Here is an 18,697-nt window from a genome sequence, read left to right on the forward strand (position 1 = left end):
GGCCGGCGGGGGTAAGAGAAGGCAGCCCATGGCAGTACGTGCGATCCGTGCTGGCGGGCGCTGTGCCTGCCGCCTCGTGCTCGCGTTGTCCGGCGCGGCGGCGGCGGCGGCGGACCTGCCCATCCAACTGGTGTCGTTCGGTGACATCACCGAACGCGACGTCTATTTGGAGGTGAGTATCAACGGCGTGAACACCACGCAACTGTTGCGCTTCCGGGACGCGCAGGGCCGGCTGTCCGCCAGCGCCGGCGCGCTGGGCTCGGTCGGCGTGGATGTGAGCAGGCTGGGCGCTTCCCGCGCCAGCGAGATTGCGCTCGACGACATCGCAGGGCTGCGCTACACCTACAACGCCGCGATGCAGACGGTGAACCTGGTGGTGCCGGACGCGTTGCGCCGTCCTTTCGAAGTGGATACGCGGGGCGTGCCCCAGACCCCGCGCGCCACCTCGGGGCGAGGGCTGATCCTGAACTATGAGGCGTATGCCCAGACCGACGCATTCAACAAGGTATCGATGTACAGCGAGCAGCGCTACTTCGATCCCCAAGGCACGCTGAACAATACCGGGACCGCATACCTGGGCGGGCGCGCGGACCGCTATGTCCGCTACGACACCTATTGGACCCACTCCGACCAGGATACCCTGCGCACGCTGCGGATCGGCGATACCATCACCTCGTCGCTGAACTGGTCGCGCTCTGTGCGCGTGGCGGGCATCCAGTGGGGCCGCAACTTCGCGCTGCGGCCCGACTTGGTGACGTTTCCCGTGTCGTCGTTGAGCGCCTCGTCAGTGGTGCCGACGTCGGTGTCGCTGTACGTCAATGGCGTGCAGCAGTATTCCGGCAATGTGCCGGCCGGGCCGTTCGTGGTCAATCAAATCCCCGGTATCACCGGTTCGGGCCAGGCCACGCTGGTCACGCGCGACGCGCTGGGACGCAGCGTCAGTACCTCGGTGCCGCTGTATATCGACACGCGCATGCTGGCCACCGGCCTGTCCAGCTACTCGATCGAGGCCGGCGTCGCAAGGCGCCAGTTCAGTGTGCGTTCGTCCGACTATGACAAGCGGCCCGCCGTGACGGCGTCGGGGCGCTACGGCATGAGCGACGCGTTGACGTTGGAAGGCCATACCGAGTTGAGCGCGGGCGTCTACAACGCCGGCGCCGGCGCACTGGTGCGGCTGGGCCAGGCGGGCGTTGTCAACGGCGCCCTGTCCGGCAGCGCCGGTCAGTACAACGGCGCCCAGGTCAGCCTGGGCTACCAGTACATCGAGCCGGCATTCAGTATCGAGCTGCAAGCCGTGCGCGCGCTCGGCGACTACGGCGATCTGGGCTCGCGTGAGGACGTGCCGGTGCCGCGCCAGACCGACCGAGCCACCTTCTCGCTGCCGTTGACGCAGTCGCAAAGCGTCGCGCTGAGCTATGTCGGTGTCCGCCTGCCGCAGGCGCCGGCCGCCCGGATCGGGTCGGCGTCCTATACCGCCAACTTGCACAGCCGCGTTTCCATGAACATCAGTGCGTACAACGACTTCGCGCAGACCGGTTCGCATGGCGTCTATATCGGTTTGTCCATCCTGCTGGGCGACTCCACCCAGGTCAACGCCTCGGTCGGCCGGCAGGGCGAACAGGGCATCTACAGCGTCGGCGCGCAGCGCAATGTCGACTACGACGGCGGCTGGGGCTGGGGTGTCGAGAATGGGCGCAGCGGCGGTGCGCAGTACAACCAGGGCAAGCTGCAATTCCTGGGCCGCTACGGCCAGCTGACCGCGTTGGGCCAGGACTACGGCGGGCGCGGCCAGGCGGCGGTGCAGGCGGTCGGCGCGCTGGTGTTGATGGACGGTGCGCTGACGCCATCGCGCCGTATCAACGACGGCTTTGCGCTGGTCAGCACCGACGGCACGCCGGACGTGGCGGTGCTGCACGAGAACCGCAAGCTGGGCCGCACCAACAGCGCCGGTCACCTGCTGGTGCCAGACCTGAATTCCTACCAGACCAACCGTCTTTCGATCGACCCCGACGAGCTGCCGGTGGACATGAAGCTGGAGACGACCAAGGCCGTGGCGGTGCCGCAGGCCGGTTCCGGCGTGCTGGTCAAGTTCGCGTTGCAGCGCTATGCGGCGGCGTCGGTCATCCTGCATCTGCCAGACGGCGGCATGCTGCCCGTGGGTGCGCGCGTGGCGCATGTCGAAAGCGGCAAGCAGTCAGTGGTGGGCTACGACGGCATCGCCTTCGTGGAAGACCTGCAGGCCGAAAACCATTTGCGGGTCTCGGGCGGCGCAGTGTCATGCGTGGTCGATTTCCCGTACCGGCACGACCCCGCGCGTCCGTTGCCCACGCTGGGGCCATTCGTCTGCCAGCCATTGAGGGGGCCCGACTCATGAGGTACGCATTGTGCGTGGTGGGACTGTTGCTGGGCCTGGACGCGGCGGCGCCCGCACAGGCCAGCTCCTGCTCGCTGGCGGCAGGTACGACCTCGACAATCAACTTCGGCACGGTCAACCCCCTGTTGCCTGCCGATACGTTTGCCGATTCCAACACCGTTGAGGTCTCCTGCAATTTCACCGCACTGGCGCTCGGGGCGCGCCTGTGTTTCAACATGGGCGTGGGCAACACCAGCCCGTCCACGGGCGCCCGTGCCATGGGCGCGGCTTCGTTCCGCATGAACTACAACCTGTACACCGACAGTAGCCGAACGCAGGTGTGGAGCACGGCCGCCACCACCGGGCCGACGTCGATACTGCTGGTTGGCCCCGCGCTGGGCGGCGACGCCTCCGCCAGGTTCTCCTACTACGCCAAGTTGCCGGGTGGCCAGAGCGGCGTTTCCACGATCGGCAACGCCAACACGCTATACAGCGAAACCTATACCACCGGCGGCTATGTGGACATTTCGATCGGCCTGTTGTCCACCCTGCTGGTGAACTGCCCGATCTCGGCCGCGCTGCTCACGCAACGGTTGTTCATCCCGCTGACCGTGCAGGCGACGGTGCAGAAGAACTGCACCATCAATGCGACCAATCTGGCGTTTCCACCGCAGGGCCTGTTGAAGCAGGCGGTGACAGCCAATGCGCAGGTCACGGTGCGCTGTACCAACAACAACGCCTTTGCCGTGGCGCTCAACGGCGGTTCGGTGGCCAACAACGTGATGGCGCGCAAGATGAAACATGCGACCGCCGCCGACACGGTCGGCTACCAGCTGTACCAGGATGCCAACTATGCGACCGTCTGGGGCGATGGGGTGACCGGCGGCACGACGCTCAATGGCACCGGCACGGGCGCCAACCAAACGTTCACGGTCTATGGGCGCGTGCCCGCGCAGGCCACGCCGCGCCCGGGCAACTACAGCGATACCGTCCTGGTCACGATCACGTTTTGAGCGGCTCTCGCGGCTTGACAGGCCAGAACAATGTGGCCGGTCGTTGCCAGATGCGCCGGCGCACGCCCAGCGCCAGCGCCTTGCGGTCGCCGCGGCGCAGGTTGCGCGAACGCAGCGCCACGTTGAACGCCAGCGCGAAGCTCACGCCCACGTTGAGGATGCCGGTCAACGCAGTGCCCGCCACGGCCATCCAGAACGCGTGTGTATGCACGACCTGCCAGCCCAGCGCGCCGATGGCCGCGCCAATCTGGCCGGCGCTCAGGGTGACGTGGCGGACCTCGACGTGCGGACCGAAGAAACTGACGATGGCCGGTCCCAGACCCAGCATCAATCCCAGCGAGACGTTGCCCGCGATGCCGGATATATTGCGTTGCCAGAAACCGGCCCAGCGCGCCGCGCCTCGCGCGCCGAACAGGTGGCGGATGCGTCGGTCGTAGGCCATCACGTCATGGACGCGGTGCAGCGCGAACCAGTTGTCGGCCCAGCCGGCAACCAGGCTGGACAGCCACAGCAGCACACCGGTTGCGGCGGCGTAGATGGGCGTCGGTCCCCATGCCGAGAACGAGTCCAGCGTCGCCTGCGCCTTCTGCGCGTCAATCAGCGGCCGTTGCAGCCAGTGTTGCGCCGTCCATTGCACCGCCCAGGCCAGCGGGAACACCACCGCAAGGTTGCCGAGGATGGCGGCCGCGTTCGAGCGGATCATAGACAGGGTGTCGTCCAGGAAGGCCTCGCGGCCCTCGGGCGTGTTGGCTTGGTCAAGTCGGTGCGCCAGGGCCGGGCCAGTCATCGCCGGCTGCTTGGTGGCGAGCGTGAAGTGGGCGAAGTGGATGGCCAGAAATCCGCCCGCGTAATTGAGCGAGGCCAGCAGCCCTTCGATGAACTTGTCCAGATGCAGCGAGACAATGAAGAACTTCAGGTAGACCGTCAGCACCATCACCAGGCCGCCGCCCGCCGAGGCCTTGAGCATCGACAGGTATTCCGTGGCGTCGCGCGCGATGTAGTGTTCCCCCGTCTCGGCGGTACGATCCATGACGCGGCGCGCCAATTGCGCAAACGAGGTGGCGGCCAGATGGCGGATGCTGCTGCGCGCCTGCGTCGAACGCACCAGTTCGGCGATCAGGTGCGCGTACTTGTTGCGCTGGGTCGGGTCGACCCATACGCCCAGCAGCAGTTCGATGCGCGCCAGCCGCAGTTTCATGCGTTCGATCTGGAACACCACTTCGACCGATACGCCGTTCTGTTCCAGTTCGGCATAGACGTCACGGGCGCCATCGCGGCAGCCGTCCAGCAAGGCGCGAAACACATTGAGGCGTCTGACGAAGACGTCGCGCGGGGTGTCGGGGGCGCTGTCGCAGAGTTCCGCCGCGGCGGCGGCCAGGGCAAAGAATGGGCTCTCCCGCACCCGGCCGGGCAGGCGCGAGCGGATGTCCTGGCTCAGGCCCGTGGCGCGCACCTGGCTGGCCAGCACCTGGATGCTGGTGGTCAGGGCGTCGACCAGGTGTCGCGGGGGCGGCTCGGGCGCCAGGGGATCGGCGTGGGCGATGCCGTCGCCATGGCGCATGAGGCGCCGCAAGCGGGCGCGGGTTTCCTCGTCAAGCGCCTCGATCCAGGCGGCATCATGCGCCCTGCGGAAGATCAGCGCGAAAAGTCCGAACATGTCGCCGCGGTTGGGCGGAGGCGGCAGCAGCCGCGCCTGCGCGCGCTCCCAGAACTCGCCCCAGAATCCGGGGTGCGAGGCCACGCCGGTGTCACACAGCAGCGAGGTCGGGTCGTTGTCGGTGACCAGCGAGCGCAGCGTGGCGGCCACGGGAGCGGCCAGGGCGGGGTTGTTCTCCAGCACCTGCAGCACATAGCGCAGCCGCGCGTGCTGCGGGTGGCGGCCGTCCTCGGCCGGATCGCGCCCGGGGCGGTCGATCCAGCGGCACAGGTCCACCATCCACAGGTTGCGCTGCGCCAGCGGCGCCTCGGGGTCGGCGCTGGCGAGGATCGTGTCCAGCTGGGGCCCGCCATGCCGCGACGCGCGCCATTTACGCCAGAGAGAGGGCAGCATGATCGTACCTCGCGGATCAGAGCGATTCGGGTTCGCGGCGCAGCGAAAATCCCTGCGCTTCGTTCATGGCCAGGTAGCTGACATTGCGCGACACCACCGGCGGCTTGTCGCCGGCATGCAGGGCGCGCAATTCGTCCAGCACCATCTTGTCGGCCAGGGTCATGCGGTCGATCATGCGCAGGTACTGCATCCAGCTTTCCACCAGGAAGACTTCGCGCCAGACGCCCTCGCGCTCCAGGTCGCGGAACAGCTGCCATTGCTGCGCCCCATTGCGCAGCCGCAGGAGGCGCAATGGCCGCGCCGCATCGATCAGGGCGGTCAGCTTTTCCTTGGGGATCAGGTATTCCACCGCCACCAGCACCGCGCCGTGCTTGGTGTTGAAGCCGGCCGCCGACAGCGCCGGTTCGGTGGCGTCGGCGCGCGCCAGCGATTGGGTGTTGACCTGTTCGGGCAGGCGCGAGCGGTACAGCAGCGCGACGGTGATGGCCAGCATCACGCCGGCCGCCGACAGCGCGCCGGACACGCCCATGGTGCCGGCGAAATGGCCCCACATGAACGAGCCGGCCGCCAGGCCGCCGAAGATCGCGGTCTGGTACAGCGCCAGCGAACGCGCCTTGACCCAGTCGGGCACCAGCATCTGCACCGTGGTGTTGTAGGTGGCCAGCACGCCGATCCAGCAGGCGCCGGACAGCAGCAGCGCCGGAAACGCCAGCCACAGCGTGTCGGTCAGCCCCAGCACCAGCAGGCAGGCGGCCAGCAGGCCGGCCGCGACGCTCACCAGGCCGCTGGCGCCCCAGGCTGCTTGCAGCCGTCGCACCACGGCGCTACCCAGGATGGCGCCCACGCCCAGCGCGCCCAGCATGTAGCCGTACAGCAGCGCGTCGCCCTGCTCGTGGGCGTAGGCCAGCAGCGGCAGCAGCGCCCACAGCGCGCTGGCCGACAGGCCGAAGGCGAAGGCGCGCAGCATCACCACCCGCGTCACGGTGGAATGCTGGGTATAGCGCAGCGCCGCCACCACGCCCTCGAACAGCCGCTCCGGCGGCAGCCGCCGCGCCGGCACGTCGCGGCGCCAGCGCCAGATGGCCCAGATCAGGCTGCCGTAGCAGACACAGTTCAGCAGAAACACGGTGGGCGCGCCGGCGGCGCCCAGCAGCAGGCCGCCGATCGCCGGCCCGACTGCGCGCGCCACGTTGTAGTTGACGCTGTTGAGCAGCACCGCGCTGCCGATGTGCTCGCGCGGCACCTGCTCGCCCACTGCCGCCTGCCAGGCGGGCGTGACGATGGCGCTGCCGATGGCGATGCAGAAGACCGAGATGATCAGGGTGATCGGATGCAGCAGGCCGATATACGCCAGTATCGTGATGAAGATGCCGCCGGCCAGTTCCAGCAGCATGCCGACCAGCATGACCTTGCGGCGGTCGTAGTTGTCCGCCAGCACGCCGGTCAGGATCGACAGCGCCACCAGCGGAAAGGCCGCGGCTACCTGGATCATGGCGACCATCAGCGGGCTGCTCTGTTCGGTGGTGATGACCCAGGCGGCGGCCACCGATTGCGCCCAGGTGCCGAGGTTGGCGAACAGGTTGGCGATCCAGATGATGCGGAACGCCGGGAACGCGAAGGGGGAGAGCGTGCTGACCCGCAGGACGGGTTGAGGGGGCGCGGCGGACGTGCCCGGCGATGTGGGGGGAAGATCGTTGTTGGCCGAAACGGGCTGGAGCATGGAGGCCTCTGTGATCACCCGGACACGGCGGGCGGGGGCCGTCCAATGGTACGCCTATTAGGGGTCCGGGTTAAGACGAGGCAGCCGCGGGACGAGGCAGCCGCGGCGCGCGGCCTGCGCGCCGCGGCGGGAACTAGGGCTTGGGCCGGGCCGGGGGCGGGTAGGCCTGGTTCAGGTACTCGACGATCAGCGGCACCTGTTCGGCCGGGATCGGCGCGCCGTAGGTGCCGACCATCTTCTTGACCTCGGCGTCCCAGAAGCCCGGCGGCATGGGCGGTTGCGACGAAATGTAGTCGACCGAGTGGCACATCAGGCACAGGGTGGCGCCCTGGGCGCCGGGACCGGCGCCGGGGTGCAGGGTGGCGGTTTCCTGCGGCAGCTGGATGTCCAGGGCCAGCGCGGGAACGCAGGCGCCGGCGGCGGCCAGGGCCAGGACGAGGCGGGCGAGTCGGATCATGGCGCTCTCCTCAGGCGGCGTCGACGCACACGGTTTCGACCACGTTGCGCATGTAGCCGGCCGGATTCCACAGCGCCTCCAGCGGTTGGGTGTCGCCGGCCATGTTGGTGGCGCGCGCCTTCAACTGATAGGCGCCGGCCTGCGCGGGGGTGAAGTCGGCGTGCCATTCGCGGAAGGAATAGCGGCCCAGGTCGCGGCCCAGCGTGGCGGCACGCCAGGTCTTGCCGCCGTCGGCCGAGAATTGCACGTCGCGGATGCCGCGGCCGCCATCGAAGGCGATGCCGCGCACCTGCACTCGCCGGCCCTTGGCCACGCGGGCGCCGTCGGCCAGGCTGGTGATGAAGCTGCGCACGTTGTAGCGGCCGATCGGGCGGGTCTTTTCCGGCGCCTTGCCCGCCGGCGTGCAGGCGCAGTCGTTGTCGGGAATGCGGTAGGCCTTCTGCATCCAGAAGCCGTCGAACTCCTTGTCCAGCACCTTGATGTCGGCCAGGTGCTTGACCCAGTAGGTGCCGTAGTAGCCGGGCACCACCAGCCGCACCGGATAGCCGTTGAGCATGGGCAGGTCGGCGCCGTTCATGGCGTAGGCCAGCATCACCTCGCCATCGAGCGCGTGGGCCGCGTCCAGCGCCTTGACGAACTCCGGCGTGCCCTGCAGCACCGGCCGGTCCAGCCCCTCGAACGTCACCTGGCGCGCGCCGGCCTGGATGCCGGCCTTTTCCAGCACGCGCTTGAGCGGGATGCCGAGCCAGCGCGCGTTGCCCATGGCGCCGTTGCCCAGCTGGCCACCGCCCACCCGCGGCTCGAAGAAGCCGCGGCTGTTGCCGGAACATTGGGTCACCGCCACCAGTTCGACCGGCGCGCCGAATCGCTGCTTCAGGTCGGCCAGCGACAATTCCAGCGGCTTGGAGACCAGCCCGCCCACGCGCAGCCGGTAGGCGGCGGGGTCGATGGCCGTGGGGATGTTGCCCAGGTGGTAGCGCACGAAGAAGGCGTCGTTGGGCGTGATCAGGTCTTCGTTGAAGACCGCGAACGGGGTTTCCAGCTGCGGCGGCCGCGAGGTCTGGCGGATCAGCGGGCGCTTCTGCGGATAGGCGATCAGGTCGCGCTCGCCGTTGGCGAAAGGCAGGGTGACGGTGGCCGGGGCCGCCAGGCTGGTGAGGGCGTGGCCGGCCAGCGTGCCGGTCGCGCCCAGGGTACAGGCCTGGCGCAGGAAGCGTCGGCGCCCATCCGGATCGAATGCGCTCATGCTTGTCTCCTCTTGTTTTCTAGTACCCTCGCTTGCCGCGTGGTCGAATCAGGCTACGCCCGTCGACCTGACAAATGCGTTAACAGTTGCGTCGACCGTTCCAATAACCGTGTTTTCCGCGCCACGGGCGCATGGCATCGCGATGAGACTGACTTTCAACCGGCCGGCCTTCGCCGCGCTGCTGGCCGTGACCGCCGTGGAGGCGCTGATCGCCACCCTGGGCAAGCCCTGCCCGCTGTTGCGCGGCTTCGTGGGCGACGTGGTGGCGGTGGGCTGGGCCTATCTGGTGTACCGCAGCTTCATCCGCGCCGGCGTACTGCCATTGGCCGTCGCGGCGCTGTTGACCGGCTACGCGGTCGAACTGGGCCAGTATCTGGCGCGCCACTACGGCTGGCGCCTGGAGCAGCCGGTGCTGCGCGTGATCCTGGGCAGCGTGCCCGACTGGTGGGACATGCTGGCCTACACGCTGGGTTTCCTGCTGGTGCTGTTGCTGGCCGGCGCGCGCCGCATGCGGAGCCCGGGCGCGGGCCCCATTCAAAACACCTGAAAACGCGCGGCGCCCGGCCCATCATTGCGAGCGCCGCGGCTCTGTCGCGCGCCCGGCACGGCGCGCCGCAACGCGGCGCATGCCGATTCAGCCAGCCTGGCCGACCGGGGCGCTGTCGCCGCCCTGCCCGGCAGGCTTCGCCTGCGGGCGCAGACGCGCATTGCGGAACGGGGCCAGGCATTCGGCCCATGACGAAGGGAACAAGGGGGTGGCATGGCGCACCGCATCGCGGCGGGCGTAGTGCGCCAGCAGCTGCTGGCCGATCGGGGCGTCTCCCAGGGGATGGCGGGTGTTCATGGTATTTCCGGATTGCATTGAAAGTGTATTCATTGTACCAGGGTAAACCCTGATCTCCAATCCGTCCGGGTCGATCCAAGTCATTGATATCAGGGGGACAGTCCCTTTTGGCTTCGATGGCAACGGGAATACCCTAGTCGATCAAAATGGTAGACGGTATACAATGTTCTGCATCGGTCGAGGTTTTCGGCCGGCCCCTCCCTCACAGACCTGGAGCGCGTCATGGCAGAACTGATGAACCGAGATGAATTCCGCACCGCGTTGGAAAACGCGATCAAGGGCAAGAGCGCCAATGCCTCGCCTTTTTCCATTGCCTGGGCCGAAGGCAAGCTCAGCCGGGAGCACCTGTCGCGCTGGGCCGAGAACCACTATCACTACGTCGGCCCGTTCGCCGACTACCTGGGCTATCTGTACGCCCGCACGCCCGACACCTACACCGAGGCCAAGGACTTCCTGCTGGCCAACATGTACGAAGAGGAGATCGGCGGCGACCGCCATACCGACCTGCTGATCCGCTTCGCCGAGGCCTGCGGCACCACCCGCGAGCGGGTCACCAACCCCGACAACATGTCGCCCACCACCCGCGCCCTGCAAAGCTGGTGCTACGCGGTGGCCATGCGCGAAGACCCCATCGTGGCGGTGGCCGGCCTGGTGGTGGGCCTGGAATCGCAGGTGCCGTCGATCTATCGCAAGCAGACCCCGACCCTGCGCGAGAAATACGGCTTCACCGACGAGGAGGTCGAGTTCTTCGACCTGCACATCGTGTCCGACGAAATCCATGGCGAACGCGGCTACCAGATCGTGCTGGAGCACGCCAACACGGTCGAGCTGCAGCAGCGCTGCCTGAAGATCTGCGAGATCGGCGCGCAGATGCGGCTGCTGTACACCACCGCGCTCTATACCGACTACGTGCAGCAGGAAATCGCGCTGCCCGAGCTGGGTCTGGCGGCCTGAGCGCCCGAGCCCGCGCTTGCGGCGCCACCCGCGCATGGCGCGGGGCGGCTGCCGCGGCGCTTCACTGGATGACCGATACATGCCTACCGTCACATTCCACAAAGGCGGCCAGACCTACACCGGCGAGGTGCCGGACAACGCCAACCTGGTGGTGCGCGCCGGCATCCGGCAGTTTCCGTTCCCGCACCTGCGCTACGAGTGCGGCATGGGCAAGTGCGCCAAGTGCGCCTGCCGCGTGCTGGCGGGGGCCGAGCACCTGCCGCCGGTGAACTGGAAGGAAAAGAAGCAGCTGGGCGAGCGCATCGACGCCGGCTACCGCCTGGCCTGCCAGTTGTGGCTCGGCCACGATATCGAGCTGGCGCAGGATGTCGAGGTGGCGCTAGCGCGCGAGCCCGCGGCCGCGCTCGAGCAACCCTGACGCCCGCGCCGGGCGTCCCGCGGCGCCAACACGCCCTGGCCCCGGCGCCCAACCCGATGCAAAGGAACCGCGCATGACCCGCGACGCGAATGACGCCGTGTTCGTGATCCTGACGTCCAAGCCCGGCGTGTACCGCACCGAGGTGGACGCGCAGGCCGAGATCGTCGAGACCTACGACTACGCCTGCGACGGCAGGACCCGCGCGGTGTTCAGCATTGCCCGCCTGCGAGGGCCGGCGCGACTGCTGGTCACCGAGGAAACCCCGCCCTACATCGTCAACCGCGTGCCGTCCAAGTTCCTGGAGTCGTTCGCCTCGCTGGCGGCGGCGCGCCGCGAGCTGGCGCATCTGAGCCGCTTCGGCAGCATGCAAACCACCCTGACGCGGCGTCCCGGCCCCGTCGCCGCGGAGCACTGAGCAGCATGGTCAACATCACGTTTCTATCGAATGGCGGCAAGGTGGCCAGCGCGCCCGAGAACAGCAATCTGCTGCGGGTGTCGCTGAAGGAACAGGGCGGCATTCCGTTCAAGTGCGGCGGCGGCCTGTGCGGCACCTGCAAATGCCGCATCGAACAGGGGCTGGAGAACACCGACGCCATCAAGCCCAAGGAACGCAAGCATCTGCGGCCCGAGGATTTCGAGGCCGGCTACCGCATGGCCTGCCAGACTTTCGTGCTGGGCGACGTGGCGGTGTCTTGGGTGGTGCGCGACGGCAAGGGCGTGGTGGTGGACGACGCCGGCCAGGCGACGCCCGTGGCGCCCTGAGCGGGTTGCGGCCGGGGGCCGTGCTCAGGCGGCCGACGAATGCGCCTGGCGCGTCTCGGTGTAGGCCTTGGCGGCGTTGTGCACGTGCTGGCTCGCCAGCAGCGCGGCCAGGTCGCCATTGCCGGCGATGACGGCGTGCAGGATCTGCGAGTGCTCGTCCCAGTTCTGCTTGGCGCGGTGCATGTTGCTGGGCGCGAACAGCAGCGCCGTGCGGTCGCGCAGCGAGCGCATCAGGTCGGTCAGCACCACGTTGCCGCCGATGGTGGCCAGCATCTCGTGGAACTGCGAATTCAGCGCCAGGAACTTGTCCAGCTGCTCGCCGCGCGCGGCCTCGGTGCCTTCGCGCAGAAAGGCCTGCAGGCGCTCGACGGTCTTGTCGTCGCGCCGCTGCGCCGCCAGCTTGGCGTTCAGGCCTTCCAGCGTGGCGCGTACCTCGACCATGTCGTAGGCGACCGCGTCCGACAGCACCGACACCGAGGCGCCGCGGCGCGGCTCGATGGTGACCAGCCCTTCGGCGGCCAGCGCCCGCAGCGCTTCGCGCACCGGGATGCGCGACACGCCCATTTCCTCCGACAGGCGGCCTTCGACCAGGCGGTCGCCGGGCGTGAATTCGCCGCTGAGGATGCGCTCGCGCAGCTTGTCGCGGATGACCGCGAACAACTGCGGATGCTGCTCGCCGATCTTCAGCGGGGCAGATTGCGGCGTGTCTACGGCTTGCGAGCTGACGGGCGTGGTGGTCATGGCGAGCAGGTCTGGCGGAATGGATACAGTCTGCATTGTATTACCGGGATGGGCAGTGGCGGACGCAAGCGGGTTCAACCGGCCCACAGCGCCTTGCCGATCACTCCCAGCGCGCCCACGGCGCAGGCGCCCAGCAGCACGGCGCGCACCGCGCGCGGCGGCAACCGGTGGCGCAGGCGGCCCGACACGGCGAAGCCGGCCAGCAGGAACGGCGCCAGGCTGAGCGCCAGGCCGGCGTGGTAACCGGTGTAGCGCCGCGCCCAGGCCAGCATGGCCAGCGAAAAGAGCGACCCCAGGAACAGCACCATGCCCAGCGTGGCGCGTAGCCGCGGCGGTTCGGCGTGTTGCAGCACCAGGGCGATGGGCGGGGCGCCGACCGAGGTCATGGTGCCCATGATGCCGGACGCCACGCCGGCGCCCGAGACCCGGCCGGGCGTGGCCGCAAAGCGCAGCCCGGCCGCGCTGAGCCCGACCGCGGCCAGGATCAGCGCGGCGAACAGCAGGCCCAGCGTCTGCGGCGCGAAGCGGGCCATGGCGTAGATGGCGATCAGGGTGCCGGCGGCGCGCCCGGTCAGCGCATAGGCGACGGCCCGCCAGTCGATGGCGGCGCGTTCGCGCAGCGCGGTCAGCAGCGAGATGAAGCCGCCCAGCGTCAGCAGGGGGCCGGGGGCGAGCTGGGGAAAGCACAGCGCCGCCACCGGCGCGGCGAACATGGCGAAGCCGATGCCGCCCACGCCCTGCGCCAGCGCGGCGCCGAACACCACCGCCGCCATGGCGGCGTAATGCCAGAGATCGGGTAGGGAAGCCATCATGCCGAATTCGCTCTTTTTGTATACGATAGTCTATTGAAATATCGGCGATGCACCAAACCGGGGCTTGCACCCCAACTTAATGCACTGATTTTTCTCGAATATTCATGGAAATTTCAGAATTATCGCTTTCCCTAGGCGCTGCATATTTCGGTTGGTATGGCAGCAAACGAAATATAGTATACCGAAGTGGCGACCCAACAGCCACGTCGACAAGGGGAATAGCGCATGCAATCGGACGTCGTGCTCAACGCCGCTCACTGGATGTACCTGATCAGCGTCGCCGCGATCATCCTGACGATGATCCTGCGCGCCAACGTGGTGGTGCCGTCGGTGATCGGCACTTTCCTGGTGGTGCTGGCCATCACCGGCAACCCGATCAGCGCGCTGATCGGCATCTTCTCGGCCAGCTTCGTGGCCGCCAAAGAGCTTTTCAACATCTTCCTGGTCATCACCTTCATGACGGCCTTGCTCAACGCGCTCAAGACGCTGCAGGCGGACGTGCGCATGGTGCAGCCGTTCCGGCGGGTGATGCGCGGCGGGCACTCGTCGTTTCTCATCATCGCCCTCTGTACCTACGTGATCTCGCTGTTCTTCTGGCCAACGCCGGCAGTGCCGCTGGTGTCGGCGATCCTGCTGCCCGCGGCCATCGCGGCCGGACTGCCGCCGCTGGCCGGCGCCATGGCGATCGCCATCGCCGGCCAGGGCATGGCGCTGTCTTCGGATTACGTGATCGGCGTGGCGCCGGGCATCAGCGCCAAGGCCGCCGGCGCCGCCGTCAGCGCCGCGGTGGTGGCGGACCGGGCGCTGGTGCTGTCGCTGATCACCGGCGCGGTGGCGCTGACCGCCGCCTACCTGCTGATCCGCAAGCACATCGTGCCGGCCGATGCGGCGCTGCTGTCGGCCTGGCAGGCGCGGGCGCAGGATGGCAGCCTGGCCGAGATCGAGCATTCCGGCTCGTTCGACAAGGCCGAGCTGGCGCGCGGCACCATGGGCGCCAATCCGGCGCTGCCGCGCGGGCCGGGGCTGGACGAGGAGGAGCGGCGCCGGGTGCGCTGGTCGCGGGTGTTCGCGGTGGTGACGCCGCTGGCGTTCCTGGGCGTGATCGCGGTGATGGTGCTGCCGCGCCTGTTCCCGGCGCTGCCCGCGCTGCGCGGCGGCGACGCGGCCGCGCTGGTGGGCGGCGTGGCCTTCGTGGTGATGATGCTGGTGACGCTGGCCGCCGAAGGGCCGCGCAGGATGCTGGACGTGTGTCCCGAGCACGTGACCGACGGCTTCGTGTTCGCTTTCAAGGCAATGGGTTCGGTGCTGCCGATCGCGGGCTTCTTCTTCGTCGGCGCCAACGAGACCGCGGCGCAGATCCTGGGCGTGCCGCAGGCGCAGGCGCCGGGCCTGCTGTTCGAAGTGATCTCGGCGGGCCAGCACCTGATCCCCGAGAACCACTTCCTGGTGGCGTTCGGCGTGCTGCTGGTGGGGATGATCACCGGCATCGACGGCTCGGGCTTCGCCGGCCTGCCGCTGACCGGCACGCTGTCGGGCGCGCTGGGGCCGGTGGTGGGGGTGGATCCGGCGACGCTGGCGGCAGTGGGCCAGATGGGCGCGGTGTGGACCGGCGGCGGCACGCTGATCGCCTGGTCCTCGCTGATCGCGGTGGCCGGGTTCGCGCGGGTGCACGTGCTGTCGTTGGTGCGGGCGCTGCTGCTGCCGGTGGTGCTGGCGCTGTTTGTCTCCACCATCTGCGCCGTCCTGATCTGGCGGTGAGCCCGGCTTGGGGTTTACGCGCATCGCGCCATATTGATTAAAGTATACAATGTTCAGAAATTACCTAAGACGGCCGATTCCCGGGCATCCCGGCCAGCCCGGCAGAGGAAGGACTTCCGTGGACGATCTCTCGCAGCAGGTTTTTCTCAACTACATCGGCGGGGAATGGGTGGCCTGCGCTTCGGGCGTCACGGCGCCCAACCTGAACCCGGCCGACACGTCCGACGTGGTGGGGCGCTTCCAGCAATCGGACGCGGACGACGCCGCCCGCGCCGTGAAGGCCGCCGCGGATGCCTTCGCCGCCTGGCGCGACACGCCGATCTCCAAGCGTGCCGCCATCCTGTTCCGTGCCGCCCAGCACCTGGAAGACCACGCCGACGAGGTGGCGCGCGAGCTGACCCGCGAGGAAGGCAAGGGCCTGGCGCTGGCGCGCGACGAGGTCCTGCGTTCGGCCCAGACCATCCGCTTCTACGCGGTGGAGGGCCAGTCGTTCACCGGCGAGACCTTCGTCAACGACGATCCCGACATGGTGGTCTACAGCCAGCGCGAGCCGCTGGGGGTGGTGACGGTGATCTCGCCGTGGAATTTCCCGATCTCGATCCCGGCCCGCAAGATCGCGCCGGCGCTCATCACGGGCAACACGGTGGTGTTCAAGCCCTCGTCCGATGCGCCGCTGACCGGCTACCGGCTCACCGAGGCCTTCGCCGAGGCGGGCCTGCCGCCGGGCGTGCTGAATTTCGTGACCGGGCCGGCCTCGAAGGTGGGCCAGGCCATCACCACGGCGGCGGCGGTGCGCGCCATTTCCTTCACCGGCTCGACCGCGGCCGGCGAGCAGATCCATCGTGGCGCCGGCCTGACCACGCGCACGCAGATGGAGCTGGGCGGCAAGAACCCGCTGATCGTGCTGGCCGACGCCGACCTGGATCGCGCGGTGGACCTGGCGGTCAAGGGCGGCTTTTCGCTCAGCGGCCAGGCCTGCACCGGCACCAGCCGCCTGCTGGTCGATCGCAAGGTGCTGGCGGCGTTCACCGACAAACTGCTGGCGCGCATGCGCAAGCTGACCATCGGCAACGGCCTGGAGGGCAATTTCGACCTGGGACCGCTGGCCACGCGTAAACAACTCGACACGGTGCTGAGCTACATCGCGGTGGGCAAGCAGGAAGCCACCCACCTGATCGGCGGCGAGCGCCTGGACGGTCCGGGCTTCGAGCGCGGCTATTACGTGACGCCGGCCCTGTTCACGGACGTGACGCAGCAGATGCGGATCGCGCGCGAGGAAATCTTCGGCCCCGTGCTGGCGCTGATCGCGGTGGACGGCTACGACGAGGCCATCGCTTGCGCCAACGACACCGAATACGGCCTGTCCGCGGCCATCGCCACCAGCGACGCGCGCTACGCCCACCGCTTCGCCCGCGACATCCAGGCCGGCACCGTCAAGATCAACCGCACCACCACGGGCAATCTCATCAACGCGCCGTTCGGCGGCCTGAAAAGCTCCAGCACGTCGACGTTCCGTGAATCGGGCCGGGTCGGGCTGGAGTTCTACACGCAGATCAAGACCGTCTACCGCGCCGGCTGACGGCGCCTTCGGAGAACAGACATGAAGCAGATTTATCGCCTGGAACTGGAAGAAGCCCGCGCCATGGTGCGCGCGGCCATCGCCCGCTCGGAGCAGATCGGCGTGCTGGAATCGGTGTGCATCGTCGACGACGGCGGCTATCCGATCGCGCTGGAGCGCATGGACGGCGCCCGCATCACCGGCCCGCAGATCGCCTGGAACAAGGCCTTCACCGCATCCGGGCACAAGCGCTCGACGCACCTGTTCACCACGCCGCCCAATGGGCCGGCGCTGCCCGGCAATGAGGCCTTCGGCATCCAGTGGAGCTTCGAGGGCAAGTTCGCCGCATTCGTGGGCGGCTTTCCCATCGTGGTCAACGACGAGGTCATCGGCGGCGTCGGCCTGAGCGGCGGCAACGGCGAGCAGGACACCCAGGCTGGCCTGGCCGCGTTGGGGGCGCTGGCCGAAATGCTGGAGCCGCGCGGCCTGAAGGTGCTGGTGCAGGCGGACATCAAGAAATAGGCGCTGTCGTCATGGCATACCGTGTCCAGATCCTCGAGACCGGGCAGGCTTTCATGGTCGCGCCGGATGAATCCGTATTGCAGGCGGCCGAGCGCGCCTCGGTGCGGCTGCCGCACGAATGTACCTTCGGAGGCTGCGGCACCTGCCGTATCAAGCTGGCCGAAGGGGCGGTCGACTACGAAGAATTCCCCATGGCGCTGACGCCGGAAGAGGCGGCCCAGGGCTATGCGCTGGCCTGCCAGGCGCGGCCGCGCAGCGATCTGTGCATCAGCGTCGCCAACCCGCGCCAATTCGCCGAGCCGCGGCGCCTGGACGCCACCGTGCACCGCATCGCCGCGCTGTGCGACGACGTCATCCACCTGACGCTGGCGCTGCCGCCGGACACGCCGCTGGACTACGCGCCGGGCCAGTACATGAACGTGGTGTTGCCCGACGGCGCCACCCGCAGCTTCTCGATGGCCTCGGCGCCCGCCGGCAACCTGGTGGATTTCCACGTGCGCCGCATTCCGGGCGGCCGCTACACCGACCAGTGGCTGGGGCAGGCGCGGCCGGGCGCGGCGCTGGAGATCGAGGCGCCGCTGGGTGTGTTCAGCTATCACGAGGAAGATTGGCGGCCGATGATCATGATGGCCACGGGCACCGGCATTGCGCCGATCAAGGCGATCCTGGAATCGCTGCTGGACAATGACGACTGCCCGCCTGTGACGCTCTACTGGGGCATGCGCACCGAGGCCGACCTGTATCTGCGCGAGCAGATCGAAGGCTGGGCTGGCCGGCTGTACGAGTTCAATTTCGTGCCGGTGCTGTCGCGCGCGGGCGCCGACTGGCGGGGCCGGCGCGGCCATGTGCAACAGGCGGTGCTGGCGGACCACGGCGACCTGTCCGAACACGCCTTCTACCTGTGCGGCGCGCCGGCGATGGTCAGCGAGGCGACCACGCTGCTGGCGGGGCGTGGCGCCAGCCTCGATCACATGTACGCCGACAGCTTCACCTTCCAGCACGCGCCGGCCACGGCGGCGATGCCGTAGGGCGGGCTCGCGCGGCGATCCCTAGCGGAACACCAACACCGGCAGCCTGGTGCGCGCCAGCACGCGCTGGGTCTCGCTGCCGAGCAGGAAGCCCGTCATGCCGTGGCGGCCGTGCGACCCCATCACGATCAGGTCGCAGCCGCGTTGCTGCGCCGTGTCGACGATGGCTTCGTGCGGGTGGTCGTTGACCACCACGGCCGTCTCGCAAGGCACCAACGCGTGGCGCGCCTCGGTCTCCAGGCCTTCCAGGTAGCCGGTGGCGTTCTTGCGCGCCTGGTCGGTGTGCTGGGGTTGGTGGGCGCCCAGCATTTCCGCCTGGTAGACCGTCAGGTGGTCTTCCGGAATGGCGCGCAGCAGGGTGATGGCGGCGTTCATTTCCTTGGCGAAAACGAGCGCCTTTTTGAAGGCCGACTCGGACAGCAGGGAGCCGTCCACGGCGATGAGCAGATGCCTGTACATGT

Annotated in this window: 19 protein-coding genes; 11 read left to right on the plus strand and 8 right to left on the minus strand. The window is 68.4% G+C overall.

Annotated elements, in window-relative coordinates; all coding sequences use genetic code 11:
• Window positions 1-28: 28 nt before the first annotated feature.
• The gene (locus tag ACVN9Z_RS08660; RefSeq protein ID WP_458213341.1) at window positions 29-2,374 is read left to right on the plus strand and encodes a fimbria/pilus outer membrane usher protein; all 2,346 of its coding nucleotides are present in this window, start codon (window positions 29-31) and stop codon (window positions 2,372-2,374) included.
• The gene (locus ACVN9Z_RS08665; protein WP_053498797.1) at window positions 2,371-3,366 is read left to right on the plus strand and encodes a Csu type fimbrial protein; all 996 of its coding nucleotides are present in this window, start codon (window positions 2,371-2,373) and stop codon (window positions 3,364-3,366) included. The genes ACVN9Z_RS08660 and ACVN9Z_RS08665 overlap by 4 nt, the downstream gene beginning before the upstream one ends.
• Here ACVN9Z_RS08665 and ACVN9Z_RS08670 read toward each other — a convergent pair.
• From ACVN9Z_RS08670 to sorA, 4 genes are all read right to left on the minus strand, one after another.
• Window positions 3,356-5,416, minus strand: coding sequence for a site-specific recombinase (locus ACVN9Z_RS08670; protein ID WP_070782231.1), 2,061 nt, complete (start codon window positions 5,414-5,416; stop codon window positions 3,356-3,358). The genes ACVN9Z_RS08665 and ACVN9Z_RS08670 overlap by 11 nt on opposite strands.
• Window positions 5,417-5,432: 16 nt before the next feature.
• The gene (locus tag ACVN9Z_RS08675; protein WP_458213342.1) at window positions 5,433-7,136 is read right to left on the minus strand and encodes an MFS transporter; all 1,704 of its coding nucleotides are present in this window, start codon (window positions 7,134-7,136) and stop codon (window positions 5,433-5,435) included.
• A 133-nt stretch (window positions 7,137-7,269) separates the two neighbouring features.
• Window positions 7,270-7,593, minus strand: a complete 324-nt coding sequence (sorB, locus tag ACVN9Z_RS08680) for a SorB family sulfite dehydrogenase c-type cytochrome subunit (protein WP_024067490.1) — start codon at window positions 7,591-7,593, stop codon at window positions 7,270-7,272.
• A 10-nt stretch (window positions 7,594-7,603) separates the two neighbouring features.
• A complete protein-coding gene (gene sorA, locus ACVN9Z_RS08685) occupies window positions 7,604-8,839 on the minus strand; it encodes a SorA family sulfite dehydrogenase catalytic subunit (RefSeq protein WP_458213343.1) in 1,236 nt (411 codons plus the stop codon).
• Between the two features lie 142 nt (window positions 8,840-8,981).
• Here sorA and ACVN9Z_RS08690 point away from each other — a divergent pair, with 142 nt between their 5' ends.
• Entirely contained in the window at window positions 8,982-9,386 is a 405-nt protein-coding gene (locus ACVN9Z_RS08690) for a DUF2809 domain-containing protein (RefSeq protein WP_024067492.1), read from the plus strand.
• Window positions 9,387-9,473: 87 nt separating this feature from the next.
• Here the strand turns inward: ACVN9Z_RS08690 and ACVN9Z_RS08695 are convergent, their stop codons facing one another.
• Window positions 9,474-9,683, minus strand: a complete 210-nt coding sequence (locus ACVN9Z_RS08695) for a hypothetical protein (protein ID WP_006387283.1) — start codon at window positions 9,681-9,683, stop codon at window positions 9,474-9,476.
• Between the two features lie 222 nt (window positions 9,684-9,905).
• On the opposite strand from ACVN9Z_RS08695, the gene ACVN9Z_RS08700 reads away from it, so the two are divergent.
• The 4 genes from ACVN9Z_RS08700 to ACVN9Z_RS08715 all read left to right on the plus strand — a co-directional run bounded on the left by ACVN9Z_RS08700 (window position 9,906) and on the right by ACVN9Z_RS08715 (window position 11,817).
• Window positions 9,906-10,637 (plus strand): TenA family transcriptional regulator, encoded by a 732-nt coding sequence (locus ACVN9Z_RS08700; protein WP_006387284.1) that lies wholly within the window; start codon window positions 9,906-9,908, stop codon window positions 10,635-10,637.
• Between the two features lie 79 nt (window positions 10,638-10,716).
• On the plus strand, window positions 10,717-11,055 hold the full coding sequence (locus tag ACVN9Z_RS08705; protein WP_458213344.1) for a 2Fe-2S iron-sulfur cluster-binding protein: 339 nt from the start codon (window positions 10,717-10,719) through the stop codon (window positions 11,053-11,055).
• Between the two features lie 73 nt (window positions 11,056-11,128).
• Entirely contained in the window at window positions 11,129-11,470 is a 342-nt protein-coding gene (locus ACVN9Z_RS08710) for a hypothetical protein (RefSeq protein WP_006387286.1), read from the plus strand.
• The gene (locus ACVN9Z_RS08715) at window positions 11,467-11,817 is read left to right on the plus strand and encodes a 2Fe-2S iron-sulfur cluster-binding protein (protein WP_026383712.1); all 351 of its coding nucleotides are present in this window, start codon (window positions 11,467-11,469) and stop codon (window positions 11,815-11,817) included. Before ACVN9Z_RS08710 ends, ACVN9Z_RS08715 begins: the two co-directional genes overlap by 4 nt.
• A gap of 24 nt (window positions 11,818-11,841) precedes the next feature.
• On the opposite strand, the gene ACVN9Z_RS08720 is transcribed toward ACVN9Z_RS08715, so the two are convergent.
• Window positions 11,842-12,558: a GntR family transcriptional regulator gene (locus tag ACVN9Z_RS08720; RefSeq protein WP_054515560.1), complete on the minus strand. Its 717-nt coding sequence runs from the start codon at window positions 12,556-12,558 to the stop codon at window positions 11,842-11,844.
• A 74-nt stretch (window positions 12,559-12,632) separates the two neighbouring features.
• The gene (locus tag ACVN9Z_RS08725) at window positions 12,633-13,370 is read right to left on the minus strand and encodes a sulfite exporter TauE/SafE family protein (protein WP_006387289.1); all 738 of its coding nucleotides are present in this window, start codon (window positions 13,368-13,370) and stop codon (window positions 12,633-12,635) included.
• A 225-nt stretch (window positions 13,371-13,595) separates the two neighbouring features.
• On the opposite strand from ACVN9Z_RS08725, the gene ACVN9Z_RS08730 reads away from it, so the two are divergent.
• The 4 genes from ACVN9Z_RS08730 (at window position 13,596) to ACVN9Z_RS08745 (ending at window position 18,236) form a co-directional block, all read left to right on the plus strand.
• Window positions 13,596-15,128 (plus strand): hypothetical protein, encoded by a 1,533-nt coding sequence (locus ACVN9Z_RS08730; RefSeq protein ID WP_006387290.1) that lies wholly within the window; start codon window positions 13,596-13,598, stop codon window positions 15,126-15,128.
• 118 nt (window positions 15,129-15,246) lie between these two features.
• A complete protein-coding gene (locus tag ACVN9Z_RS08735) occupies window positions 15,247-16,707 on the plus strand; it encodes an aldehyde dehydrogenase family protein (RefSeq protein WP_054448876.1) in 1,461 nt (486 codons plus the stop codon).
• 21 nt (window positions 16,708-16,728) lie between these two features.
• Window positions 16,729-17,208 carry a GlcG/HbpS family heme-binding protein gene (locus ACVN9Z_RS08740; RefSeq protein WP_006387292.1) on the plus strand — a complete coding sequence of 160 codons (480 nt, stop codon included), beginning with the start codon at window positions 16,729-16,731 and terminating at the stop codon, window positions 17,206-17,208.
• 11 nt (window positions 17,209-17,219) lie between these two features.
• Entirely contained in the window at window positions 17,220-18,236 is a 1,017-nt protein-coding gene (locus tag ACVN9Z_RS08745; RefSeq protein ID WP_054482317.1) for a 2Fe-2S iron-sulfur cluster-binding protein, read from the plus strand.
• Between the two features lie 21 nt (window positions 18,237-18,257).
• On the opposite strand, the gene ACVN9Z_RS08750 is transcribed toward ACVN9Z_RS08745, so the two are convergent.
• Window positions 18,258-18,695 (minus strand): universal stress protein, encoded by a 438-nt coding sequence (locus ACVN9Z_RS08750; protein WP_024067497.1) that lies wholly within the window; start codon window positions 18,693-18,695, stop codon window positions 18,258-18,260.
• Window positions 18,696-18,697 lie beyond the last annotated feature (2 nt).

Source organism: Achromobacter sp. KK8 (assembly GCF_054188005.1).